Origin of the sequence: Paenibacillus sp. LX16 (genome assembly GCF_036252815.1) — a bacterium.
GTDB classification, from domain to species: Bacteria; Bacillota; Bacilli; order Paenibacillales; family Paenibacillaceae; genus Paenibacillus; species Paenibacillus polymyxa_B.
In genome coordinates this window covers 2,938,399-2,962,847 of sequence record NZ_CP141152.1, presented here as the reverse complement: position 1 = coordinate 2,962,847, position 24,449 = coordinate 2,938,399, and the positions used below count along the sequence as shown (strand labels likewise).

General features: G+C 38.6%; 24 protein-coding genes and 1 pseudogene. 4 read left to right on the top strand and 21 right to left on the bottom strand.

The features are described from left to right. Positions 1–400 precede the first annotated feature (400 nt). From T3H97_RS12910 to trxB, 4 genes are all read right to left on the bottom strand, one after another. Positions 401–1,462 (bottom strand): NADH:flavin oxidoreductase, encoded by a 1,062-nt coding sequence (locus tag T3H97_RS12910; protein ID WP_328799895.1) that lies wholly within the window; start codon positions 1,460–1,462, stop codon positions 401–403. A 557-nt stretch (positions 1,463–2,019) separates the two neighbouring features. Beyond that, positions 2,020–2,361, bottom strand: coding sequence for a thioredoxin family protein (locus T3H97_RS12905; protein ID WP_328799894.1), 342 nt, complete (start codon positions 2,359–2,361; stop codon positions 2,020–2,022). Between the two features lie 28 nt (positions 2,362–2,389). After that, positions 2,390–2,878, bottom strand: coding sequence for an OsmC family protein (locus tag T3H97_RS12900; RefSeq protein WP_134904393.1), 489 nt, complete (start codon positions 2,876–2,878; stop codon positions 2,390–2,392). A gap of 98 nt (positions 2,879–2,976) precedes the next feature. After that, positions 2,977–3,906, bottom strand: coding sequence for a thioredoxin-disulfide reductase (gene trxB, locus T3H97_RS12895; protein WP_190299332.1), 930 nt, complete (start codon positions 3,904–3,906; stop codon positions 2,977–2,979). A gap of 997 nt (positions 3,907–4,903) precedes the next feature. Between trxB and T3H97_RS12890 the strand changes: the two genes are divergently transcribed. Both T3H97_RS12890 and T3H97_RS12885 read left to right on the top strand, forming a co-directional pair. Continuing rightward, positions 4,904–5,572, top strand: a complete 669-nt coding sequence (locus tag T3H97_RS12890; protein WP_103048568.1) for an ArsR/SmtB family transcription factor — start codon at positions 4,904–4,906, stop codon at positions 5,570–5,572. A 149-nt stretch (positions 5,573–5,721) separates the two neighbouring features. Further along, positions 5,722–6,690, top strand: a complete 969-nt coding sequence (locus T3H97_RS12885; RefSeq protein WP_328799893.1) for a LacI family DNA-binding transcriptional regulator — start codon at positions 5,722–5,724, stop codon at positions 6,688–6,690. Positions 6,691–6,818: 128 nt separating this feature from the next. Here T3H97_RS12885 and T3H97_RS12880 read toward each other — a convergent pair whose 3' ends face one another. The 6 genes from T3H97_RS12880 to T3H97_RS12855 all read right to left on the bottom strand — a co-directional run bounded on the left by T3H97_RS12880 (position 6,819) and on the right by T3H97_RS12855 (position 13,520). Continuing rightward, positions 6,819–7,781, bottom strand: coding sequence for a zinc-binding dehydrogenase (locus tag T3H97_RS12880; protein WP_328799892.1), 963 nt, complete (start codon positions 7,779–7,781; stop codon positions 6,819–6,821). Positions 7,782–8,200: 419 nt separating this feature from the next. Then, positions 8,201–8,530, bottom strand: a complete 330-nt coding sequence (locus T3H97_RS12875; RefSeq protein WP_103048565.1) for a thioredoxin family protein — start codon at positions 8,528–8,530, stop codon at positions 8,201–8,203. A gap of 574 nt (positions 8,531–9,104) precedes the next feature. Next, positions 9,105–9,770 (bottom strand): ArsR/SmtB family transcription factor, encoded by a 666-nt coding sequence (locus tag T3H97_RS12870; protein WP_103048564.1) that lies wholly within the window; start codon positions 9,768–9,770, stop codon positions 9,105–9,107. 245 nt (positions 9,771–10,015) lie between these two features. Next, on the bottom strand, positions 10,016–10,333 hold the full coding sequence (gene trxA, locus T3H97_RS12865) for a thioredoxin (protein WP_328799891.1): 318 nt from the start codon (positions 10,331–10,333) through the stop codon (positions 10,016–10,018). Between the two features lie 928 nt (positions 10,334–11,261). Beyond that, a complete protein-coding gene (locus tag T3H97_RS12860; protein WP_328799890.1) occupies positions 11,262–11,588 on the bottom strand; it encodes a hypothetical protein in 327 nt (108 codons plus the stop codon). Between the two features lie 957 nt (positions 11,589–12,545). Continuing rightward, a complete protein-coding gene (locus tag T3H97_RS12855; protein WP_328799889.1) occupies positions 12,546–13,520 on the bottom strand; it encodes a cation diffusion facilitator family transporter in 975 nt (324 codons plus the stop codon). Positions 13,521–13,824: 304 nt separating this feature from the next. Between T3H97_RS12855 and T3H97_RS12850 the strand changes: the two are divergent. Further along, positions 13,825–14,231: pseudogene (locus tag T3H97_RS12850) on the top strand (zinc-binding dehydrogenase); the annotation flags it as partial. A gap of 398 nt (positions 14,232–14,629) precedes the next feature. Here the strand turns inward: T3H97_RS12850 and T3H97_RS12845 are convergent. The 9 genes from T3H97_RS12845 to T3H97_RS12805 form a co-directional block, all read right to left on the bottom strand. Beyond that, positions 14,630–15,124 (bottom strand): class I SAM-dependent methyltransferase, encoded by a 495-nt coding sequence (locus tag T3H97_RS12845; RefSeq protein WP_328802821.1) that lies wholly within the window; start codon positions 15,122–15,124, stop codon positions 14,630–14,632. A 229-nt stretch (positions 15,125–15,353) separates the two neighbouring features. Beyond that, positions 15,354–15,602, bottom strand: coding sequence for a DUF6250 domain-containing protein (locus T3H97_RS12840; protein WP_328799888.1), 249 nt, complete (start codon positions 15,600–15,602; stop codon positions 15,354–15,356). 37 nt (positions 15,603–15,639) lie between these two features. Further along, positions 15,640–16,113 carry a PTS sugar transporter subunit IIA gene (locus tag T3H97_RS12835; protein ID WP_025722483.1) on the bottom strand — a complete coding sequence of 158 codons (474 nt, stop codon included), beginning with the start codon at positions 16,111–16,113 and terminating at the stop codon, positions 15,640–15,642. 48 nt (positions 16,114–16,161) lie between these two features. After that, on the bottom strand, positions 16,162–18,219 hold the full coding sequence (locus T3H97_RS12830; protein WP_328799887.1) for a BglG family transcription antiterminator: 2,058 nt from the start codon (positions 18,217–18,219) through the stop codon (positions 16,162–16,164). Positions 18,220–18,381: 162 nt separating this feature from the next. Beyond that, positions 18,382–18,945 carry a 6-phospho-3-hexuloisomerase gene (gene hxlB, locus T3H97_RS12825; RefSeq protein ID WP_328799886.1) on the bottom strand — a complete coding sequence of 188 codons (564 nt, stop codon included), beginning with the start codon at positions 18,943–18,945 and terminating at the stop codon, positions 18,382–18,384. A gap of 10 nt (positions 18,946–18,955) precedes the next feature. Continuing rightward, positions 18,956–20,008 carry a galactitol-1-phosphate 5-dehydrogenase gene (locus tag T3H97_RS12820; protein ID WP_328799885.1) on the bottom strand — a complete coding sequence of 351 codons (1,053 nt, stop codon included), beginning with the start codon at positions 20,006–20,008 and terminating at the stop codon, positions 18,956–18,958. Next, positions 20,005–20,670: a ribulose-phosphate 3-epimerase gene (gene rpe / locus T3H97_RS12815; RefSeq protein ID WP_053325504.1), complete on the bottom strand. Its 666-nt coding sequence runs from the start codon at positions 20,668–20,670 to the stop codon at positions 20,005–20,007. The genes T3H97_RS12820 and rpe overlap by 4 nt, the downstream gene beginning before the upstream one ends. A 22-nt stretch (positions 20,671–20,692) precedes the next feature. Beyond that, positions 20,693–21,946: a PTS transporter subunit IIC gene (locus tag T3H97_RS12810; RefSeq protein WP_025722478.1), complete on the bottom strand. Its 1,254-nt coding sequence runs from the start codon at positions 21,944–21,946 to the stop codon at positions 20,693–20,695. A 14-nt stretch (positions 21,947–21,960) separates the two neighbouring features. Next, complete coding sequence (locus tag T3H97_RS12805; protein ID WP_034095039.1) at positions 21,961–22,263, bottom strand: PTS sugar transporter subunit IIB; 303 nt, start codon at positions 22,261–22,263, stop codon at positions 21,961–21,963. Positions 22,264–22,537: 274 nt separating this feature from the next. On the opposite strand from T3H97_RS12805, the gene T3H97_RS12800 reads away from it, so the two are divergent. After that, positions 22,538–22,897 (top strand): hypothetical protein, encoded by a 360-nt coding sequence (locus tag T3H97_RS12800; RefSeq protein WP_328799884.1) that lies wholly within the window; start codon positions 22,538–22,540, stop codon positions 22,895–22,897. A gap of 838 nt (positions 22,898–23,735) precedes the next feature. Here T3H97_RS12800 and T3H97_RS26420 read toward each other — a convergent pair. Together T3H97_RS26420 and T3H97_RS12795 are read right to left on the bottom strand one after the other, a co-directional pair. Continuing rightward, on the bottom strand, positions 23,736–24,005 hold the full coding sequence (locus T3H97_RS26420) for a transposase (protein WP_442955617.1): 270 nt from the start codon (positions 24,003–24,005) through the stop codon (positions 23,736–23,738). 17 nt (positions 24,006–24,022) lie between these two features. Next, on the bottom strand, positions 24,023–24,397 hold the full coding sequence (locus T3H97_RS12795) for an IS5 family transposase (protein WP_039275226.1): 375 nt from the start codon (positions 24,395–24,397) through the stop codon (positions 24,023–24,025). Positions 24,398–24,449: the final 52 nt, after the last annotated feature.

The window sequence follows — 24,449 nt, the reverse complement described above, 5'->3', positions numbered from 1 at the left end:
AGAAATTTTAGTGTACGCTTAGCTTTTATTCATCACGCTCAGAATTTTTTCCTTACTTACGCTTTTTCATAGATCCTACGATTGAATCAACAAGTTTCTCTCATTAAATGGCTCCTTTTAGTCGAAACAAGAAAACATTATTCAATTGATTAATTGAATTATAGAATGTGTAGGCATTTAAGTCAAGTCCTTTTTATGCGAACAGGAGGACACCTTGGAGGCCATGAATATCCAGATATTTAATAAATCTTTTATATCCAACCTTCCAAAATATGCATGCGAATAGCCACAAAAGAATGAACCCTTAGAATACATTGGTTAAACCCAGGGTTTATCTAATATATTCTAGGGGGTGCATTTCAAATCGATTTAGGTTCTTCGTTAATTTTCATACTCCCGTTTAATACAATGTTTCGATTGCCTCACGCGTAAACGGAAGTAATTCTTCTGTTCGTCCATCGCGGATTTTGTTTACCCAGTCAGGGTCAGCCAATAATGCACGCCCGACTGCGACCAAATCGAATTCTTCACGTCCCAATCTCTCGATTAAATCGCCCATCTTGTTGGCTTTGCCATTAGCCTCTTCCCCGGTAGCAAAGAAATCCAAAAAATCAGCGTCAAGACCGACAGATCCAACTGTAATTGTTGGTTTCCCTGTCAGTTTTTTAATCCATCCTGAAAGATTCAAGTCAGATCCTTCAAAAGCTGGTTCCCAAAAGCGACGAAGAGAGGCATGAAAGATGTCAACGCCTGCATCAACTAATGGCGTTAAGAAACGTTTTAGTTGTTCTGGAGTTTCAACTAATTTTGCTGTATAGGCATCATATTTCCACTGCGAGATTCGCAACACGATTGGAAATTCTGGTCCAACAGCACGTCGGCAAGCTGCGATAACCTCACTAGCAAAGCGTGCACGTTTGACAATGTCGCCACCGTATTCATCGTTACGCGAGTTTGTTTTTTCCCAGAAGAACTGATCGATTAAAAATCCATGGGCTGCCATAATCTCGATGCCATCAAAACCAACTTTTTTAGCATTGACTGCTGCCTGTACGAAAGCTTCAACCAATTCCGAAATTTCTTGTTTTGAGTAATTATTAACGTTGCCTCGTGCACCCATATGCCACATTTGAGAGAAAATTTTCCCACCGGCCTCGTGTACTCCATCAACTACTTTTGACCAACCGTTTAGCGCCTCTTCTCCGTATAAGTGTGGTACGTCCTCCTGCCATGCTGGCACCTCGGATGCAACATCAGGATGGTTGATAAACGTACCCTCTGTCACAATAAGTCCAACACTATTTTCAGCTCTACGACGATAATACGCAGCGACATCCTCCCCTGGCACTCCATTTGGAGAAAAATTTCGAGTCATAGGTGCCAATATAATACGATTAGATAGTTTGAGATTTCCCATTTCGAATGGTTTAAAAAGAGCTTCAACAGATTGAGAATTAGTCACAAAAAAACCTCCAAGTTTTATTATTGTCATTTTATAACGTAGACGTTCGTATATTAGCAACAATTAAATCAACTTATCTAATCCCTAACAGTGCATATAAAAAGACTCTCGTTCTAACGTTTATAAAATGAACTGAGGACCAAGTTATGGCTACACCACCACAGAAGCCTGTTAAATAGGACAGCTCTCCTCCATTAGAGCAGATATCCAAATCGGCTCCATCTTCAACTTAGGGCTTGTTTAACCTAAGCGATTGATTTTCATGTAATTTGGGCTTCCATCAATGAAATTACTTGAAATTAAATCCTTGCTGCTGCAACATTCTTCTCACTTCAGAATAATAAATGTGGTTATAGAAGGAGGATACTTCTTGACTCCAACCTCTTGTTTCTTTTCCATTTGTACGTTTATCCATGTAGTTAGAGATCGTTTGTTCATATTTTTTAATGAGGCCTTCTAAGTTGGTGTCGTACCGTTCTTTATGCCAAATTGCTTTTTGAGGTAAACGTGGCTTCTTCGAGTAGTTTCTATATTGATACGCAATAGCAAAAAATCCCTTATGAACGTTTGTTATATACCTCAACAGCACTTTGCAGAAAATGTTCAATCTCTTCGCGTGATTTACGAAGCTTGTTGACATAACGAGTATGCTCTTTACCGTCGACATAGGCTACAAAGCTTGGAATACCCATAATATTTTGTTCTTCACTCACAGTGCCTACATGATCTACATCCACCTCGATGAGATCCAGATCATTCGCAAATTTTTCTTCAACTTCAGGCATGAATGGATCAATAAATTTGCAGTCCGGGCACCAGTCTGCTTTAAAAACAGCAACTGTAATTTTGGGGGAACGGATAGCTGTATCAAATTCTGATTTAGAGGTAACTTTTTTCATTTTAATTTCTCCTTTTTTAATGGATGGTTTACCATTCCAATTGATGTTGTTCAATATAGTTACTTGTCAGATCATCTCCAGCATCAATCGATACCTTACCTTCGGTACCTACCGGCACACCTGCTTTGACAAGCAGCTGACCAATGTGGCATTTTTCTTCTGCTTGTAAGAATAATGCTTCGACCACAGTGATATCTTCCTTTGATGCACTCGAGGATAAAACAACATGCGGACGATGTGTAATGCTCAGTTGGTCCCCTCTAGCTATGTCCCCTTCTGTGTCCATAAAGAACCCGGCAACAGGTAGTTTCTTGCGATCGAGCATGTACGCCAGTGTCAGAGCATAACAAGCAATGGCAGAGGACATCAGGAGTTGTTGTGGATTAGCACCTTCTCCACTTCCGCCTTTCATAACAGGGATAGCAATTTGGGTTTGTAAATTGTCGCCTTTCATACGACCAAAACCTTTCGCGTCTTTGAACCAAACCGTATTCATGTTCACTTTTTGATTCGGCATTTTAACATGCTCCTTTTTCCATATTTTAACACTTGTACTTGTCACTAAAATCTTTCGATTCCGAGAATTTCACAAGGATCTATTCGGTTAACACGTTTTTAATTATTCTCCAAAGAATCGATAAACTTTTCGCTATCCATAGCCGCCATGGCTCCAGTTCCTGCTGCTGTAATAGCTTGACGATAGCGAGTATCCTGTACATCTCCACAAGCAAACACACCTGAAACATTTGTCATTGATGTGCCGGGTACTGTGACGATATAGCCATTCTCATCCGTTTCAATTTGACCATTTAAAAAGTCCGTATTCGGATGATGGCCGATGGCTACAAATACACCATGTGCATGTAGGATTTCCTCTTTGCCTGAGATATGGTTCAGGACTTTCAATCCTGTCACTCCACGCTCTTCCGCAACAACTTCAAGCGGGGTCCTGCTTAAAGCCCACTCAATTTTAGGGTTTGAACGAGCGCGATCTTGCATAATTTTTGAGGCTCTCAGTTCTTCTCGACGATGCACCACAGTAACTTTGGAAGCGAATCGTGTTAGAAAGTTTGCTTCTTCCAATGCAGTATCGCCTCCACCCACTACAATGAGTTCCTTATTTCGAAAGAAAAACCCATCACAAGTGGCACAAGTACTAACTCCCCGGCCTACATTTTCCGTTTCGCCTGGTATTCCTAAATATTTCGCACTGGCACCGGTGGAAATGATCAGAGTTTCAGTTATGATTTCACCTTTGCCCTCCACTTCCAGTTTAAACGGTCGTTTTTCCAAATCTACCGTCTTTACCCAACCATTAAGAAATGTAGCCCCGAAGCGTTCCGCTTGTTTACGCATATTATCCATTAATTCAGGGCCCATGATGCCTTCTGGAAATCCAGGATAATTCTCGATTTCAGTTGTTGTTGTAAGCTGTCCTCCTGGTTCAAGTCCTTCAATGACGAGCGGATTCATATTAGCACGAGCCAGGTAGATCGCTGCGGTCAGTCCTGCTGGACCAGTTCCGACAATTACAGATTTATACATATTGATCCCTCCAAAATTGATTGTTCTTACAGTTGTTTATAACAGACTTTTTTAATATTCAATTGATTAATTGAATTATAGCATTAGGAAATCTGTTCGTCAATACACGGATAGAAAATGACTACAAATGAGACACACATTGTAGAAATATATTTGGGGGCGGATGTTTGACTAATCTTTGCATTATGAAAAAAGCTGACAGAGCGCAATGGCAGTGTCAACCTTTTTTATGAGAGTTTATGTTTCATATGCGTTGTATGTTAGATATGTAATCCAGAATTTAAGATTTTCTTTTATATACAGATTCGATCTACCGGGACGCTGTTCTGCACGCCCAATAGTCATCGAGCAGCAGCTTGCCAGTCACCGCGGCGATACCGCGGGCCTTGGTCATAAAAGAAAATAATCTTGTCTGATCGTCTCGACCTGATTGAGCAAATTCCTCATGAAGAACTGCTTTCGCAGTACCCTACAGCTCACGCCCCTAGAGTGGAGTCGAAATCCCCAGAGTCGCACAGCGGAATTGATGGTTCAAGACGTGTTGGTGGTTGTGGAAGGCAAGTTTGGCGCCTTTAATCATAATCCATTCGGATGGAGATCAACTAAGATGTGCTTTGGTCCTCTATCAATAGATTGGAACGAATTGCTTAGCCCAAACTTATATGTTATAGCCTTGGTCGTCTATGCGTTTATGAGATACATGAAATAGAAAGGCTTTCTTTTTAACTTTCTAAATAGGGTATTCTTATAAATTTTATTAAAGTATATCCTTTTAACTTGACTCCACTCGGGATGTTCATGTTAAAATTTTAATATTCAATTGAATGACCAAGAGCTCGATTTCGTGAGTAGAGTCAAATTTTTAGTATCTAATTTCCTCATTATGATTCTTCATTTAAGGATTATAGTTTAAGGTGTGTTCTAAGGCTTCTGCTATGCATGAATTGAAATTGGGGATTCCCGTTTTATAATACGACAAGAATAGAGGTTGAGAATAATGGAAGATATGCTGAACTCTGCGAAAATTTTTAAGGAAGATCTCTATAAACAATTGGCTAGAATCGGAAAATGTTTATCCAGTGATAAGCGTCTTGAGATCTTAAATGTGCTATCCAATGGTTCTAGAACCGTAGAAAAAATAGCTACCTGCACAGACATGAATATTGCGAATGTTTCCCGCCACCTTCAAGTTCTGCTCGATGCAAAACTGGTTAAATTCACAAAAAAAGGAGTATATGTGATCTATTCCTTGGCTGATCCAGAAATCATCGAATTTCTTTCCTCTTTATGGCGAATCAGTGAAAAACAGCTCCCTGACATTAGTAGAATGAAAGATGATTTCCTAAATAATCTTGATAACGTTCAAACGCTTACGATGGATGAAGTTAGGGAGAAGATTAATAATGATTCAATAATTTTGGTCGATTTACGTCCTAAAGAAGAGTATGATATGGATCATATTGCGGGAGCAATTTCGGTGCCGATGGAAGAGTTAGATGCATTAATAAGAGAGATACCGAAAAACACAGAAATCATCGCATATTGCAGAGGCCCACTGTGTGTCTACTCAGCTTTGGCGACCCAGAAATTACAATCTGAAGGCTTTACGGCTTTTCGCATGGAAGAGGGCTTAAATGAGTGGCAAGAACATTTTCAGTTACACTAAGCTGACTTCTAAGAACAGACGAAGAACAATGAATTTCTCCAATTCTTAACTAAAAGACTTCAAGGCCAATATTATTAGGCTCTGAAGTCCTTTTTAGTTAAGACAAACTTAGGAAACATGATATGATTTCTCTTAAGAGGTGGTTAGAAGTGGCGAATATTCAAGAAATTGCTCGCTTAGCGGGAGTATCCACAGCAACTGTATCACGAGTAATTAATAAACACGGCTACGTAAGTGATTTAACCAGACAAAAAGTTTTAGAAATTATCGAGGAGCTTGATTATGTCCCCAATGCTAATGCGATCTCTCTAAAAAAAGGTAAAACTCGTCAGATTGGAATAATGACGATCTCCTTTAGTCCCATTATTATTAATTTTGTTCGTGCATTCACTCTTTTTGCTGAGAAAAACGGATTTATCGTCACTCTTTTTATCACGAATGGAGAACCTGAAAAGGAGCTTATCGCCCTGGAAATGCTAAAACGGAAGCAATTAGATGCTATCGTGTGTTTGATACGGTCCAATGAATGGGATGTCATTGAATCCTATGTCCGGTATGGCCCCATTGTTATATGGCAACGTCTTCAAAACGAGAATCTTCCTTCTGTCTATATGGATCAATTTCATGCCTATTCGACAGGTCTTGAATATCTTCATTCCAAAGGTTACCGAAAAATACTTAGCATATATCCGATGTCCAAAGGACTGAATACAAAGGAACGCATTCGTGCCCATACAGAATTCGTTAAGAAACACAATCTCATGGCGTATCCATTTCCTCATTTCGAAGATAAAACTTTAGTTCGTGATGGGGAGGAGCTTGCTAAATGGTGGGTATCGCAGGAAGACCGACCTGATGCTATTTTTTGTGCCAATGATGAAGTGGCAGCTGGTCTTATGACAGCCCTGCGTCGATTGGGATTTTCCATTCCGGGAGATTTGGGGATTATGGGCTTCGATAATACAGAGGTGGCTCACTTGCTCGATTTGACAACGATTGACTATCCTATCGACCAGCAAGCTGAGAATGCATTTCTTATTTTGCAAAATAAGTTGAATAACATCAAAAACAGGCTAAACACTTTAACATACAAGTTAGTTGAGCGAAGTTCGACATAACGCAGTATCTTTAGTATTACAGGCGTATGGTAAATCCTACAGTACATTATAAAAACCACTTGTCCAAATTGAACAAGTGGTTCTATTAACCCGTGAGTCGTAGGCTACCCACCTATAGAATTATATTATCACTCAGAAATATTCAGGACAGCACGGAATCGAGTCGATGCTGACATCATTTTATCGTATGCTTCGCTAGCACGATCTAATGGATATGACTCAATCATGGGGCGAATATCCGTCAGCACACTGAAATTAATCGTCGCTTGGATTTCTTCCGCTCCGCCTGTTAACGTACCTTTGACCGTGTTAGATCCTTTCAAAAAGTCCATCGCTGACAATTCTAGTGGATCAGTGGAAGTTGCCACAATGATGAGCTCGCTGTCTTGACCCAACCCGTTGATCAGAGAGGAAACGGCCTTCGCGTTAGGTGCAGTTGCCAGGATGACTTTAGCACCGCCTAATGCTTGTAATGCCTCAGCCGGATCTTCTTTGGCCGAATCAATGTAGTGATGGGCTCCAAGTTCACGTACGAGAGCTTCTTTATCATTTCCTCGTGAAATAGCCACGGTGCGATATCCGGCTTTGCTTGCAAACTGAACGGCAAGATGTCCCAGTCCACCAATCCCCTGAATCGCTACCAGATCACCAGGGCGAGCTTTACTATTTTTGATGGCACTAAAGGTCGTTTCTCCAGCACACATTAGTGGAGCAGCTTCCATTGCCGAAATTTCATTTGGAATACTGGACAAACTTTCCTCATAAGCAACCATGTATTCAGCATATCCACCGTCCATTGTTAATCCGGTCACATGGCTATGTCCCCCATGCCATCCAATGCCGACACGTTCTCCAATTTTCCATTTTGACGAGCCTGATCCAAGCTCATCAACGATTCCTATCACTTCATGTCCAGGAATGCGGGGATATGCTGACGCCGCACCGCCCATGGCCATTGAATCTCCATTACATACGCCGCAAGCTTCAACGCGGAGCAATACTTGCCCTTCTGCCGGCTGCGGAACCGGTACCTCAACTAACTGCATTTTTTCTCCTGCAGCTGGAATTTGCATGGCTTTCATTTTCTTCATGAATAAACCTCCTTAGTTTTAAAATAGTGATATTCCATTAGTATAATTTAAACGGGTCAAATATTCAATTAATTAATTGTATATTCGAATTGATTATTTTCATTACGGATGAATAGATTCGTTGTAACTTCTTGTTAGTTTTTGGATGTTCCATTCCCAGATACAGGTATAGGTACTTAATGTGAAAAATTTTGAAGTGAAATACGCTCTTTGGATATAGCCGTATCGGCATCCGCAGAACAATCTTTATAAAAAATAGTCCTTACTTTTTTTGCTGATGGGCATCAGATTCTTTGTTCCGTAAGTAAATTGACAGCTCGCAGGTCACTTAAACCAACACCAATAATAATCACGGGATTCTCCATTCTTTCTCCATCGTATTAAATAGTTTTATTTTCATGTTGATATTGCCTTATAATTTATACCGCATTGTACAACTGTTCTAATCGTGCTTCTAATTGTTCAAACTGAACAAACCGTCCTTCACGAAGATATTCCTTTTGATCAAAAAATAAGATGATCGTGGGAACTGTAAAAATCAATAATTTGCCTGCAACCGCCTCTACCTGACTAGCATCTATATGCGCAAGTTTTATTTCTGGATAGTTGTTGAGTAATTCTTTTAGTTTGGGATAAATTGCATGACATACATTACAATCCTCTTGAGATACATATAGCATACTTAATCGGTTATCTTGGATAAACGAATCTATTTCATTCACTGAAGTTATTTCTTGGACATTTATCATTAATCTCCCGCCTTACTGTATGTTATTCGGAACTGAATAGCTACAGATCCAATAATATTCAATGCAATATTGTTCTAATTTACTTTTCTAACTCCATTCATTTAATTGAGGAACTGGACCTACTAATAAATACAAATCATGAAATCCCTATTTTCGTAAAATACGTACCGCTTTTTTTCTTTAAAATATTGATCGGTCAATATAATTACACTATCTATCTGTGGGAGACTTATCTTTTCTCCAAACAAAAGACAATCGCCCTAGAGATATTGATGGATTCTGGAACTTGCTCTTTTTCAAAATCGGAATTATCTCTTATGTCAAGCCATTTAATATGATCAGGCACCTGGATTGGGTTTGATTTTAAAGATAACATCTTACACCGCGAAAGAAGCAGAAATGTTGAATTAGCCAGTAAATTTAACAAAAAAAACTATTTTTCAGGGATTCCATAAAATCAATTGAACAGTTGAATTTAATGATTAATTTTCAGTATGATCAACTCTCTAAATCGAACTTTAAATGTTAAAAGTATTATATTTTCCAATTGCATCTATTATTAAAATTTCGTTCCTCATTCTCCATCGTAAGCATTCCACTCTCGGGCTCCTTCTTCTATTCGATACGCTGTGAAGCCCTGTTTTTGAATATAATCAACAGCTTGAGATGCAAGAGAACAATAAGGGCCACGACAGTATGCAGCAAGTTCTACATCAGCTTTATTTAATGTTTTTAGGTATTCTTCCAACTGCTCTAAAGGTACAGATATAGCACCTGGGATATGAGATGTGTTATACTCCTCAACTGGTCGAAGATCTATGAGAACCATGTTATCCTGCTTCATTTTTGCCAATAGGTCATTTTTTGTGATACTTTGAACACCTACATATTGCCTTTTCAACTCATCTTTAATCTGTTTTATGTCAGAGAGTCTGTCCTCACACAAATTCCATAAAGAGGACAAAAAATGAGTTACAGATGAATCACTAATATTATATATGACGAAAGTACCTTTCTTTTGAAATCTAACCAATTTCGCTTCCAGCAAAATTTGTAAGTGACGGGATACATTCGCAACACTCATACCAGTTTGTGTAGCCAAACTTTCAACAGATTTTGGTCCGTTTGATAAGAGATCCATAATCTCAAGTCTTTTGTCACTGGATAAACATTTCCCAATTCGAGCAAATTGCTGATATAAACGTTCTTTAATATCCGATTCAGGACATCTACTTTCCATTTGGAACCTCCTCTTTGTTGCAATACCTTGGATTTTCGGGTTATGCCTTCCTGCATTCGAATTACTCACTAGTATGTCCAAGTATAAAATAGCAATCCAACATTTACTTTCCGTTCATTTTGATTCTAACTCAAAAATTCACTTAATAAATTGAAAAAAACGACGGTTCAGAAAAATCCAAATCCGTCGCTCTCTTCACATGTATTTCAATGATTATTACAAAAATGGATTTGTTGAATACTCTGTTAATTAAGCAATCCTAGAATTTTTTCTCTAAGAGCTTGCTTTTGCTCGACCCCCACCATTGTTTCAGCCAGTTTACCATCTTTAAATAAGAGAAGCGTTGGAATACTTCTAACTCCAAATTGTGAAGCCAATTCGATTTCCTCATCAACGTTGACTTTGGCTATTGTTGCTTGTCCGGCTAAATCATCAGCTAGCTCGTTCACGATTGGAAGTTGCACTTGACAAGGTGGACACCACGGTGCCCAAAAATCGACTAGTGTCACTCCGGTTTTAATGTTCGATTCAAAATTCTGTTTTGTTAAAGATACTGCTCCCATAAATAGAATCCTCCTCAATTAATTTATCAATTATTCAATCGATTAATTGAATTATACTTTTGAAATTGAATTTAGTCAACGTTTTTATATCTAATCTTTATATCTCAGAATAGAACTTAAGTTCAATTTACAGCACCTGTATTACTTTCCCGTTTAAACTACTAAGTCTATTTTGTTCTTAAACCCAAACCAAAAATCCGAAGACCTTTTGATTTAGATCAACGGCTAAAGATTCAACTTATTTAAGATTTTAATTAACTAGGGCGTGTCTTCAAACTCAAGTAATCCACAGCATATTGCTGCCAAGATTAAATAAAGCCCATATGGAAAAAAAAGATAATAACCGCCCTATTCCACAGCCAAGGAAAACGGAGCTACTGGCTTTGGTTCATCTGGTATACCCAGACTGGAATTTTAGGATCCAGATGAAGTGATCAAACTCCCTAATCTTCGCCTGGATTCTGAGAAATGGGTTCGTATTCATTTCTCAGAGGACAAAGAAACGATACCCGAGTTAGTAATCCGAGTTAGTAATTGGATTTATTGCTAAGCTTTACGATAGCCCGCTTCGTCCCTTTTTGGCGAGAGGTTGTTTCTGTATTGTTGTAGATCTGATTTAATCTTTTGCATACGAGGTTAACTTCTCCTGCAGGTCTAAACTATGGTGACTACTTGTAGAAACAGGCTCTTGAGCAGCAATTTAGCCTGCTTCTAGCGGTAATTTTCGTTATATTTTCTTTGTAATAGCCTCCAATTCAAACATTTTTCCGCTCGTGAAATAAGAAAAATCACAGAATCAAATCCCAAACTGGGAACTCATCTGTGATTTTGCTTTTCTTGAATATTTCGCTTTAGCATGTCTATTTATTCATATAGAATCTTATTTTAATTACGCTGAAATGAAACCACCCACTGGTCTTATCATCTTTCAATCTGTTACTTTTTCAATATCCTCATGTTGTTTTGAATAATAAGTCTCTGAGCACCACTTAATTTTAGGCTCTCTATTCTTCTCATAAATTTTTATTAGTTGGTTTAAAACAAAAATCTTTTGTACAATATTTTCATAAAAAAAGTTAAGTTGTCGTTTATAAAAATTAATATCCTTTTGATAAGGATGGCGATCCTGTTGGTTCCTCTCATATACATCAAGAAGCTGAATATGTAAATTATATATATCTTTATAATTAATCTTAATCTCCTCCCTTTTCATTTTCGTCATCATTATACCCGTATATGAAAAACTGATGGACACTTTTTCATCCCAGCTTAATAAATACAATAAAAAAACAGGCTTGTTAATTATCTAAACATCCCCGAAAGCTAAAGACAAACTTTTCCTGAGTATTGATGGATGTAGCTTCCAAATAGCAGAAAGAGATTTGAATGAGGGCAACACTCCCCCAAAAACGGTTCACCATTTCACCTACCATCAATAACGTAAAAACAGCCCCGAATTAGGAGATTCCTGCAAACCCTCGCTTGTATAGTTATGAAAGCTCAGACAGGAAAAATGGATACGATGAGACGAAAAAAGCAGCCCATCCTCTACCCGATGATGGGCTGCTTTTACTCTATTAGCTTCACCTCCGTTTCGCGTTTACAACGAACTTGGTGAGGTAGGATTGTAATCACATACGAAAGAGACCCTAGTACCTGGGGCTGTATCCATACCGAATCTCTTCACCTCCACGTTTTTGTGTTCAATGATCGGCCTGCGCTTGATCCATTTCTTGAACGTATCTCTAAGGTCAAACTCGATCTGTCAGCGGATCCTCCGGATTAATCCGATGAACCACTTGTAAGCCAGATTCACTTTGGCTTCCTAAATCATTCGGTTATCCAAGAGATTGTATAGGATCTGCAAAAACAGCAAGCGAAACAGCAGCTCCAGCTTGTTTACTGGCCTGCCGTAATACTCGCAGTAGTATGGGTTATAACATCCTTTGAGACTGAGTTTTTATAACATTCCAGTTAGATAAAAGTACTTTTTCTATTACACTGAGATACTATTTTAGTAAGAATTAATTCCGAACTTGAATGTAGGCCAGACACCTTTATTAAAAACTCATTATACAAGTCATCTTGATTTGATTGACTTTGTTTCCATAAGTAGCAGAACAGCCTCATCACACTATGGAGTGGAGAGGCCGCTTGTGGGGGAATAAATTCATTTCGTCTACAGCGGTTGATGTTGACGATTCCGTGTCCATCAATGGTGATGATGAGCATGCGCATCCGTCACATCGGCTTTGACGGTACATAAAATCGAGCTATCGTGAGCATGCCGTTCGGACCTAACTTGTAAGGTCACGTGCCAGATTTCTTTGTTTTCCAGCATGTGTTTGATTTTTTTTAGAATCACTTCGGTTTCATAGATCGATTTTTCTCCGTTAACGACAACATGAGCAGTAAGAGCGTTCATGCTGCTTGTAATGGACCAAATGTGTACATCATGGACTCCCTTAACACCATCTACCCTTCGGATCGAATTGACAATTTCGTTCATATCAACATTTTCGGGCGTCCCTTCCATCAAAACATGCAAGGACGATTTTGTGACAAAGTAACCGCTACGTAAAACAAGTCCCGCGACAACGACACTAGCAAGCGGATCTGCCCAGCCCAAGCCAAAAAACATCATCATAAGAGCTGCGGCAATGGCGCCAACTGACCCCAGCATATCACTGAGTACGTGCAAATAGGCACTGCGCATATTCAGGTTTTCCTTGGTGTCACTCCCACGCATCATAATCCACGCAACCAACAGATTTATAAGCAATCCGATGGTACTGATAATCAACATGCCAAGGGTGGCTACTTCCGGAGGATTCATAAACCGCTCAATCGCCTCGTAAAAAATGTAAAGTGAAATGCCGATCAACGTAACACCGTTAAGGGCTGCAGCTAAAATTTCAAATCTCCTGTAGCCGTATGTTTTCCCTGTGTTTACAGCTTTGGAGCCAAATGTGAATGCAAGCAAAGCCACCCCTAAAGCGATGGAATCGGACAACATATGACCCGCATCGGAAAGCAGAGCCAAACTGTTGGTAATCACACCTCCAACCGCTTCGATAATCATATACACCGTAATAATGATGAATGAAATCAGAAGTACTTTTTTATTGTTGGTATGTACATGCTTATGGTTATGTCCATGGTCATGACCATGATTGTTTACGGACACCGTTATCCTCTCCTTAAACTAATTGAATGGTTTGTCATAATACCTTTCCACTGTTTCGATCGACTTTTCATTCCCTCTCTATACAGTTTGAAAGAAACGAATTGAATTTATATAAACATATGATCAACTGTTCATATGTTTTGATTAGCCTTATTATATTTATTCCCGATATAGGTGTCAACCCTCATTCTTGATTGAACAAAATCTAAGCCTAAGGTGGAAATTATATGGGACAAACACGCAGAAATATGCCGAACTGCATCGGAGCGGGGCAAGGTATCGCTCTCATAGGTAACAACCCCATAGTATGAACAAAAAAGATGAAGCTCTTGCGTTTGGCGCGAATCACTATTACGTAACCTCTGATCCCACCACGTTCACTGAGTTGGCTGGTCAATTTGATCTTATTTTAAACACAGTGTCTGCAAATATCAACGTTGATGCCTTTCTATCCATCCTTAGTGTGGACAGGGCACTTGTAAATCTTGGTCTGCCAAACAAGCCAGATCAATATAATGTTTTCTTCTTATTTGCTGGGCGCGGAATATTACGGCATCATACATTGGCAGTATCAAAGAAACGCAAGAAATGCTCGACTTTTCAGCTGAGCATGGTATCGCCCCTATGATCGAGGTCATTCGCACTAAAGTTGGAGCGATTGCAGCCTTGCCGTCGTTGGAAGAAGTTAATCGTTTCGTAGCGCAAGGTTGAATCAAGGAATGAAGCGTAAAAACAGCAAAAGGTGTCAGACGATCCCTAAGGTCGCTGGACACCTTTTTATGTAGAGGTCCGTCATTCATTGGAAAGATGCTACTGATCAGGGCACCTTCTAATGAATGACGGAAAGCTTGGTGAAAATTTAAACTTATTATTTATGATGCGCATCCCTGTTGCTCTCGATTAATAAAATGAAGCGAGAGCATCGCGTCCTTATAATTGATAGGTCGATGAAAATGACTGAATGAAGGTAAGAATATATATAATCACTTTACAAATGAAAACTTTTATATCGCAAATGAAAGAAAAATTATTCGCGAAGTACCAAAGATTGTGCAACCAAGCCTATACAATTAGAGTGGTTGCAGTAAGTCAATTTACACTTAGCCTGATTATTTTCTGATTTTGCTGATGAAAAACGGATATTCAGGGAACACTTCGTATACATTTTTTTGCACAATATGATATTTAGTATTACTTATGTATTCCTCTAACATTTCAACGGGTGTATATTTTAAACTTGCCATAAACATCAAATATCCCCCATGCTTGATTAAACTAAAACACGAATCTAAGCATTTTTTGAAGTCCCCTGTTTCATTAATAGCGGACCCAATTAGGGTTACAATATCAAAGGCTTCTTGAGGCAAATCGGAATCGAATATGCTCCTGCATAAATCCTTTGATGGATTGGGATGCTGCTCCCTCTGTTGTCTATACTCAAATATCTCGCAAATACTTTCGTCAATATCAATGCTGGTTAAACCACCTCTTCCCTTAAGCCAATATCCAAGGTAATCGTCCCAATCTCCAGTTCCGATACCAACATTACATACTTGGATTTCATCAAAAATATCGAATGTCTTCTTTATGTAATCTCTTGTCACCAACTGTGTGTGAAGGCACTGTGGAGAGGAGTTCCATTCCCCCGCATTCGGACCTTTGAGTTCCAGATAATATTGCAGTAATTTCTCATCACTCCTTATTCATTGATAATGCCCCCATCATTAAGTTATGTTTGGTTTGTTCAATATAATTAAAAAAAGTTTGTGTCGCTGTGTGGCGACACAAACTAAATCCATAGAGATACAAATATCATTATTTAACTTTTCTTAATCATTCATCTTTATGTGTTAGTTTCACTTTAACATCATTAAAAAAAGCCGTTGTATCCCATACATTGAGACCAAAGTGTCCTTCTTTATAAGTTTGATCTTTTGTGTCGATAACTAATTTATTGTTCAAATAAACCTTAGTGATATTGCCTTGCGCTTCTACTTTGAGATGATAATCTGTATTTGGCTGTAAATCCAGTTTTCCATCATTGTTATATGTCGCAATTTCATATCCGGTCCCATCAACCAATTTAATTAATTTTACAACATTATTTTATGTGTCTCTATTAAAGCAACTTCAAGAGTATTTCCTCGATCTCGGCAGGATTAGTTGCATTTTGAAAACGTTTAACGAATTTTTCTTCTTGAAACAAACTCGTTAAGTTCTTTAAAAATGAGATGTGCATCTTAGGATTTTTTACTACAAGTACCATCACGATTTCTGCGTTGACAGTTTCATCTGATCCCCCCATATCCTCGAACTCTATGCTATTATCTAAAACTGCAACGGCAATAGCAGTTTCGTTAACGAATTCTTTATTTGTATGTGGAATTGCTATACCAATTGTCCCCATGTTGATTCCGGTCGGATATTCGATTTCACGTTGAAGCAAAGATTCTGTATATCCTTTTTTGGCATAATTTTTCTCTTCTATCTTTTTTCCAAAGCTTTTGATAAGCTCTTCCCTCGAATCGTAACGTGCGTGCAGTTGAATTAAATCCTGATCAAACACGAGTCCATTTATCGTTTTTGCGCTCATAATAATTACTCCCTTTTATAAAAATCGGAACACATAGATATCTTTTTATTAATCCGTACCATATTTTTTGATGATACTATGGATATCCATTGCACTTTGGGCTTGAATGATAGCTTCACAATCATCTTTACTTTCAACAAGTTTCATTAATTGAACCAATGCCCTTAAGTGCTGTTGTTTATCGACAGCGGCTATGATAATAACGATGTTTATCGGCCTATTTCTTGCAAATTCAACGCCTTGCTCTAAACGGAGCAAGCTCATAGCTACTTCGTTTACGCCACTTTCGGGACTATCATGAGGAATTGCCACATTTGGGCTAATAATGATATACGGATCTTCCACATCGTAATGTTGGATCATAGCTTCTACATAAGAAGGTTGGATACTCCCTTGAAGTAGCAGCGGTAGCGCCCCTAATCGTATAGCCTCTTCCCAAGATGATACTGAAGGAAGCAATGTAATATTCTCCGGCGTTATCAGGTCATGCAAATTTGTCTTTTGTAATTCGGGTTGTGATTTGAAAGACAACGAGTGATGGCTTGTAAAGTATTGTTGTAATTCCTTTGCAAGAAGTTGCCTGTTCTGAACGGTTGCATATTTCTCAACGATCTCCAGAATATTTTTCAAACTTAATTCAGATGGAGTGAATCCATGCAATAATTCCATCACTTGTTTTCGTAGAGAGATCTTTTCTTCCTTTTGTAATATTGGCTTGACTATAAATAGTCGTTTGTTCGTTTGCAGATATACGGAAGAAAAAACAATGTCATATTCCAAATCATACATCTTGAATTCTCTCACAGATAAGGAATCCAGAAAAATGAATTCAGGAAATAAATCATTCAAAGTAATTAGTAAAAGCTTAGAAACGGATACTCCGTTAGCGCAAACCACTACTGCTTTTGTTTTACTCAGAATGCTGTCTCCTTGCTTTGTTAACCAACCGCCTATCAGCATCGTTAAATAAGTGCATTCACTATCTGGAATATCACAGCCAATGTAATCAGCTAAAGGTTTTGCTGACTTTTTTACAAGGTGGTGCAGTTCTATGAATTCACTATTAATTGTTTCTTGTAGTGGATTAGTAATAGTAAGTTTGTATTTAATGCGATAATATGCAGGTTTTATATGCAGCATGATCATATGCAACAACTGCTTTTTGTCTTGTAAGAGGATGCAGGACATTTTCTCGAATCGCTCCAGCATCTTTTTCAATGCCTGATTTAAATCTGATACGATGTCTTCCCCAAGGAGCTCAGATGAGGAAACATTCGTCGTAAGAATTTGCAGTGTGATGAATAATCTTTCCTCAGTCGGTATATGCTCCAAATCCAATAGTAGTTCTTGAACCGCTTGGTACTCCTTGGTATCCGATAATTCTTCATAGCTAATATGAAAGGAATTTATTGTTTTCCCAAGTTTGATTCTTCGCAGCAAGATCAGTAGGATATGCGGCAAAATTTTCATCTTATCGTCTGTAAATTTCAAGCTCAGATGGTTTTCAACCTTTTCAAGACGTTCATGAATCTGTTGCACTTCTTTTTCAGTGATCTCTGCTAACTGTTGAACCCATTTTTCCCCATTGTACATGTGATGAATTTTGTTAACGACATCAATCAATAACTTTCTTTTTTGAAATTCAACACCCTCAATTGAGTAACCAGATAACCGGGAATAACGGATACTAAGATCATAAGGTTCGACTAATTCTTGTGCTGCTTTTAGATCATTTAGTATGGTATTCTTGCTTACGTAAATGGAACTGGTAAAATGAAATAAAGATAATTCTTCACTACGACTCAGTAGGATCAGAATAATAAGTTCTACTCGCTCTGCTTCAGAAAAAATATACTTTTTTGTCGAAGGCTTGTTTACTTCATTAGGCACAGCAGAGAAGAGAGTAGCATCAACAATAAAAACACCCTGTTTATTCCGTTCAATTTTTGGTAGGCGTTGGCCCTCTAACCAATCATTGATTTTTTCAAGGCTGTAACTGATTTGCCTGCGGCTTAAACCATACTTATGTTCCAAGTTCTTACTCTTCACACTTGGATTTGATAACAATTCTTGCAGCAAGCTGCTGCTTCTATCATCAAGCTGCATGGCTCTCTCTCCTCCTTCCTTGTTAATAATAATATTGACAGCTCCAGAGGATTATATAAGAGGCTTCAAGTTTAGGTCGTATTCAAATTACTCAATTTAATCTTTGCTCTTGGAGGCGCTCTGTGAAGAATCGAAATTTTGTTCTGCCTCCAAATCAAACGTTTATTCCAAATTAGCATGTCTTAATTTCATGTCATCATAGGTTTCATTAAAAGTAGCTACCCATTCCAAAACAATCGCATCATACAAGAGAAGACTTAATTGCTCAAATGCCGATCCCATTGGTTGAATAGAAGATTCCATTAAATCAGTATCCGTTTCTTTATTGTCAACATTAATTAAAAGCATGTAATCAGCTAGTTTCCCCAAAGTGGACTGCGAATTCGTTGTATTAAGAATTACCTTTGCTCCTGATTGCTTTGCTTTTTTTGCATTTACTATTAGACCAGCGGTTTCTCCTGAACCAGAACCAATAAATAAAATATCCTCTGCTTGAATGCTTGGAGTAGTAATATCACCAACAATATAAACCGTTTTACCTAAGTGCAACAGTCGATTAGCGAAAGCACGGATCGCTAAACCTGATCTCCCTGAACCAGCAAGGAAAATCCGCTTTGTATTATACAAGGCCTGCAGAATTTGTTCACATTCACCAACATTCATTAAGGAAATACTTCTTTCTAATTCTTTCATAATGACTTCCATTTGTTTAATTAATTTGTCCATAAGTTCACCTTCAGCTTTCTGGATACATGATTACCTTGCCGATAAGTTCTTTTCTTTCCATTAATCGTTCAAACATTTCTGAACCTTCTTCAAGCGGTATACGATGTGTAATCATTTTTTTAGTATTTAATCTGTTATTGTGCATAAAGTGAACAGTCGTTGCCCATTCCTTACCTGGGAATGGTGCGGATACACAACTCCATGATCCCCACACGGTTAACTCACTTCTTAGGATTTTTTCAAAATAAAATCTTTCCATCGCAACGTCTGCATAAGGGATACCTAGGAACACAACTCCGCCGCCTTTTTTGGCGTAACCAAACACAGTTGCTGCTGTATGTGGCGTTCCAGCTGCTTCAACTACAATATCTGCATTCATGCCATCCGTATATTTAGCGACCTTTGTCAGAACATCTTCATTCAGAGAATTTATCGTATAATCGGCGCCTAATTCCTTCGCAATTTGAAGCTTTTCATCATCAATATCAACCGCAATTACTTTTTTCGCGCCAAATATTTTTGCCCATTGAACAGCAAACAACCCAATGGTTCCCCCTGCTCCAACAATGACCACATCGTCGCCCACCGATAGATTGGTTCGATAATACCCATGTAAAACTACAGTAGAAGGTTCTACCATTGAAGCTGATTCGAAATCCAAATCATCAGGTACTTTAACTAAATTCTTCTCTGGGAGTTTAATGTATTCGGCGAATCCACCAGGTTCCTTAGCACCTATTGCATGCAATGAATTCGCTCTAGCTGGTTGACCTGCTCGATAATAATAATCATCTTCTTCAATTAGTGCTGGACATCCAGCAACATGGTCTCCAATTTTTAGATCTGTTACTTGATCGCCAACTTGTTCTACAACACCTGCAAATTCATGTCCCCATACCTGACCAGGTGTGACTGCACCCAATTTTTTATACCGAGAGATATCAGATCCACAAATGCCACATGCTTTTATTTTTACAATGACATCTTTTCCATGCAGTATTTGAGGTTTTTCCGCTCCTCCAAAACGTATGTCTCTGGCACCATACAGTTTTAATGATTTCATTTTCTCTCATCCTTTCTCTCTCCATGTTCTAGACTTTTCAAATTCTTCACATGTGCTTTGTTATTCGAAAATAAATATGATCCGATGACAACCAAAGATGCTCCAGCTTCGATACATTGACTAGCTATACTCTCATCGACTCCACCATCAACTTCGATCTGAATATCTCGTTGACCTATCATTACTTTCAGTTCTCTTATTCTATCAATTGTTTCTTCCATAAAAACTTGATTAGGTCTTCCTGGATTGATCGACATAACTAGAACATAGTCAATGATGTTTAGAAAAGGTTTCAATAAAAAGGTGTCCGTCCCAGGATTAATGACGATCCCTGCTTTCCTTCCATGTTGCTTAATCTGATCAATGACAAAACGAATATGAGGAGTTGATTCATAGTGAACTGATATCATTTCTGCTCCAGTGTCCAACACACTCGCTATATGCTGCTCTGGGGCTGATACCATCATGTGAACATCTAATTTCATATTCACTTGTTTTTTTATATTTTTAATTTGTTCTGGACCAAATGCGATATGAGGGACGAAATTTCCGTCCATCATATCTACATGAAGTACTTGAAATCCTTCTTCATATAAAACATCGCATTCACTTTTTAAGTTCATTAAATCTGCTGCAAATATTGAAGGTAAAATCAGATTCATTGTTTTTCCTCTTCTCTAGTCTTTATTTAACTAAAGTGCTTACCCAATAAATTAATAAGTTCCATATCTCAGAAAAAGTAACATCTGTCCCTAAACCTTTTAACTCGACACCTGCGCTGTTAAGCATCTGTGTTGCACCAGGTGCAACAAATCCTGCCAAATAAAATGTGATAATACAAAATACTACTGTCGACACAATAGAACGGAATAGATTTCCTTTGCTTGTTAGCGTACACATTACAGAAATATAGGTAACAGACATTAACAGTCCTATTGGAAAGAACTGAACTCCAGGTAAAATGAGTGCTAATAACATAACAATTGGAATGGAAACGACTGTAGTTGTAATAGTAGTCGGATCGCCTAAGCCTAGCGCAATATCCATCCCCACATTTAGATTGGAGTTATTCCCCATGCGTTTAATCATAAAGTCTTTTGCCGATTTCCCAATTGGAGATAGCCCGTCCATCATCACTCCAACAACTTTAGGCATTAATACCATAACTCCAGCTATCCCTGTGGCCATAGTCACTATCTCTGTAACAGGTCTTTTAGTAATTGCCCCTAAAACTAACCCAACAATAAATCCAATAATAACGGGGTCCCCGAGAACGCCTATTTTTTTATTAATTTTACTCAGCGAAAACTCCAATTTATTTAAACCAGGAATGAAATCAATGATTCTATTTACCAGCCAGGCAATCGGATAACCCCAAGCTGAATAAATAATAGTTGTGCAGGTTGTACCTTCTAAACCAAAGTATTCTTGCCATTTTGAAGCAATTAAATCACCAACAAATAGAGCAATAACAGACATCACCAATGTTACTACCAACCCTAACCAGAAACTGTCAAAAAGAAAGTAAGCCAAAGCTCCTGGGATTAGAAAATGCATGTAATTCCATATATCCACATTTAACGTTTTTGTCCATCTAAGTCGAACTAATACTAGATTAATAATTAAACCAAGAGGGATTGCTAATGCTGCAAAAGGAGGCACCCAAGATGCCGCCCCTACAGCTGGCCATCCAATATCTGCAATTGTAAATCCAGAACCGATTTTTGCATAATAATCAACTGCCGGTTTTAGGGAGGAATTGAGCAAGCCAACAACTAATGTTAAACCTAAGAAGCCTACTCCAACTAAAAGACCGGATTTGATAGCGTTTCCAACTTTCATTCGAAAAACTAGACCTAATACAGTGATTATTATTGGTAAAATAGCTGTTGCTCCCATATCAGTAATAGATTTAATAATATTATGCACAGTATCCATTATGATCTACCACCTTAACTATTTTTTAAATCCAGCAGTTTTTCAGCCAATTGATTTTTCAATTTTTCTTCATTAAGCCCTGTTACAAATCCCATGATGTTCATATATGGCTTTTCATCGGTTTTAAAATTATTAGTTGTCAGAACAATATCGACGTTGTCAATAATATTCGGTAATTCCGTCATACTCGTTTTAATGATATCGTAATGTTCAATTCCTGCTTCTTTTAATACCTCTTTCACTCCATCTGCTGCGATAGTAGAAGTTGCTACTCCGCTTCCACAAGCTACGGCGATTTTAATTTTTGAATTTGACATGTTAATTCCTCCTGGTATGTTAGTTTTCGAAGCTAGGGTTGAAAAAATCCTCCTTGCAAATTGTTTTATATTTCCTTTTACTCAGCAGGATTAACTTCTTTCTTGCTGTGGATTCATAATAACATGATGAATTCAATTGTTGTATTCGTTTACATCCCACTTTATAGACAACCGGTTGTACAATATAGTGCTGAAAAAAATGATTTTCCCTCGATATTTTTCAGGTTAAAATCCATCTATTCCAATGAATTCAATCGTATCAACGAGTTCCGGTATGGGTACAACGGTAGATGAGGCTGAGCTGCAACATGTAGACGTGAGAGATGATGAATCCTGGTACATGACGTCCTATGGAGAGGAACCCACATCTGCCACAACGGAGGAAATGACACTTAGCAGCGCAGATTTGGTATTGCCCGGGTTGATTCCATTTTGTCTCACTCGTATATATGACAGCTCCAGGTTTGCTGAACTAAAGCTACATTTCTCCAATCACCCCTCGAAACCAAGAATTTTATTAATTGTTAAGCCTATGTCAAATTACATCAATTCGATTGACGATCATTTTCGCAGGTTGTTAAAATGTTCTCGAAAAACCACTTGGAATCTGATGATGGTTGTTACTGTGGGTTAAAGATATCATTATTCAAAATCCACTCCTTGATCAATCTTATTCGATGTTTTTGATGCGAGGGTCAGTTAATATAGAGAATAGATATGAAGGTGCATTAAGATCACTAAGTGCTCCAAGACCACTAACAGGCATTTTTCAGATCGACTTTAAGCACTCCTTTTTCTTAAACTAAATTACTTAAATTACTTTTATTTCAATCTGAAGTGGTCTGTTTCTTTCACTGCGGTTTTGTAGTAAAGCTTATAGCGCTCCTGCAAATGGCAGTAGAAGAGCACATGGGGCGGATCAGGGGAATCGTCTCCCCACTGATGAAATTTAAAGTCTTACTCTGAAATTTCTGAGGTAAGCATAACGACATTTGCTATTTTGCAACTGTATAGATAAATGTCTAATTGTTAATTGGATCATGTTTGTATTCATTACGGCAATCGGGACAAGAACCTGTTCCAATAAAACAAAAAAGCCGCTATAATAGTGATTTTCAATGGGACCATGTTCTTGTCTCCTGATTTGAAATTGCGACAGAAGATAACAGGCACGTATCTTATTGTAAAAATGTATACAGTCTTCAATTCGTCTATGTGCTTCTCAATACTTCCGATGATGATCCTAAGATTATAGATCTTCCACTTTCGGCTGTGAACGATCAAGCCTGTGATTTAAGGGATGCTCCTATGATAGTCGCTGCTCGTTCGTGAAATGATTCAATAACCCGGATTGATTCTTCAGGAATGAGATAATATTCTTGTCAAAATCGGAAATGGGATAAAGTTCTTGTCATTTGGTTTTGACAAGAACTTTATCCCATAAAATAAAAAAGCTGCGATTTTCGCAGCAATTAATGAGATAATGTTCCTATCACCCGACATGTCCTGTCGGATGAATCTAACGGGCGCTTTACCCGCCGATTGCGTTTGCTTGGGATAACCGGAGTGATCGCTCGGCTTTGCAAAAGCTCCAGAATGGCATTGGTATCGTAGGCGCGATCAGCCAACACTTCGCCCGGGCAGAAGTCCAGTTCATGAAGAAGGCGATAGCCGGTGACAGAATCGTGGTCTTGTCCTGGCGTCAATTCGAAACGCAGCGGATAGCCGAGCGCATCCACCATCGCATGAATTTTGGTAGTTAATCCTCCGCGCGAACGTCCGATTGCTTGCCGGTCCTGCCCCCTTTTGCGCCCGCTCCATGTTGATGGACGCGGACGATGGTGGCATCGACCATGACCTGCTCCCAATCCGGCTCGATGGCGACATGCTTCAGTATTTCACCCCAAATATTCGCTTTTTGTAGCCGCCAGAAAAAGCTGTAGGCTGAAGACCAAGGGCCATAGTAACTCGGTAAATCCCGCCATGGCGCGCCCGTTCGAGCAACCCAAAGCACGGCATTGAGCATCTGGCGCCGATCCTTGGGCGGACGTCCTCCCTGTTTTTTTCGGGCTGGGGGCAACAGGGGGTCAACTATATTCCATTCTTCATCCGTTAACTCGTATCTTCGTCTCATGTGCCTTATTTTACTAGATTTCTACGAGTTGTACAGTTTGCGTACAGGCCCT

Bases quoted from the DNA above. Each gene is read 5' to 3' on its own strand.
- T3H97_RS12810 (WP_025722478.1), bottom strand. From the start codon at position 21,946: ATGGATACTGTGCATAATATTATTAAATCTATTACTGATATGGGAGCA.
- T3H97_RS12795 (WP_039275226.1), bottom strand. From the start codon at position 24,397: ATGAGACGAAGATACGAGTTAACGGATGAAGAATGGAATATAGTTGAC.
- T3H97_RS12820 (WP_328799885.1), bottom strand. From the start codon at position 20,008: ATGAAATCATTAAAACTGTATGGTGCCAGAGACATACGTTTTGGAGGA.
- T3H97_RS12805 (WP_034095039.1), bottom strand. From the start codon at position 22,263: ATGTCAAATTCAAAAATTAAAATCGCCGTAGCTTGTGGAAGCGGAGTA.
- T3H97_RS12870 (WP_103048564.1), bottom strand. From the start codon at position 9,770: ATGGAAAGTAGATGTCCTGAATCGGATATTAAAGAACGTTTATATCAG.
- T3H97_RS12890 (WP_103048568.1), top strand. From the start codon at position 4,904: ATGGAAGATATGCTGAACTCTGCGAAAATTTTTAAGGAAGATCTCTAT.
- T3H97_RS12905 (WP_328799894.1), bottom strand. From the start codon at position 2,361: ATGAAAAAAGTTACCTCTAAATCAGAATTTGATACAGCTATCCGTTCC.
- T3H97_RS12875 (WP_103048565.1), bottom strand. From the start codon at position 8,530: ATGATAAATGTCCAAGAAATAACTTCAGTGAATGAAATAGATTCGTTT.
- T3H97_RS12800 (WP_328799884.1), top strand. From the start codon at position 22,538: ATGGGTACAACGGTAGATGAGGCTGAGCTGCAACATGTAGACGTGAGA.
- T3H97_RS12880 (WP_328799892.1), bottom strand. From the start codon at position 7,781: ATGAAGAAAATGAAAGCCATGCAAATTCCAGCTGCAGGAGAAAAAATG.
- rpe (WP_053325504.1), bottom strand. From the start codon at position 20,670: ATGAATCTGATTTTACCTTCAATATTTGCAGCAGATTTAATGAACTTA.
- hxlB (WP_328799886.1), bottom strand. From the start codon at position 18,945: ATGGACAAATTAATTAAACAAATGGAAGTCATTATGAAAGAATTAGAA.
- trxB (WP_190299332.1), bottom strand. From the start codon at position 3,906: ATGTATAAATCTGTAATTGTCGGAACTGGTCCAGCAGGACTGACCGCA.
- T3H97_RS26420 (WP_442955617.1), bottom strand. From the start codon at position 24,005: ATGGTGGATGCGCTCGGCTATCCGCTGCGTTTCGAATTGACGCCAGGA.
- T3H97_RS12830 (WP_328799887.1), bottom strand. From the start codon at position 18,219: ATGCAGCTTGATGATAGAAGCAGCAGCTTGCTGCAAGAATTGTTATCA.
- T3H97_RS12835 (WP_025722483.1), bottom strand. From the start codon at position 16,113: ATGAGCGCAAAAACGATAAATGGACTCGTGTTTGATCAGGATTTAATT.
- trxA (WP_328799891.1), bottom strand. From the start codon at position 10,333: ATGGGAGCAGTATCTTTAACAAAACAGAATTTTGAATCGAACATTAAA.
- T3H97_RS12900 (WP_134904393.1), bottom strand. From the start codon at position 2,878: ATGCCGAATCAAAAAGTGAACATGAATACGGTTTGGTTCAAAGACGCG.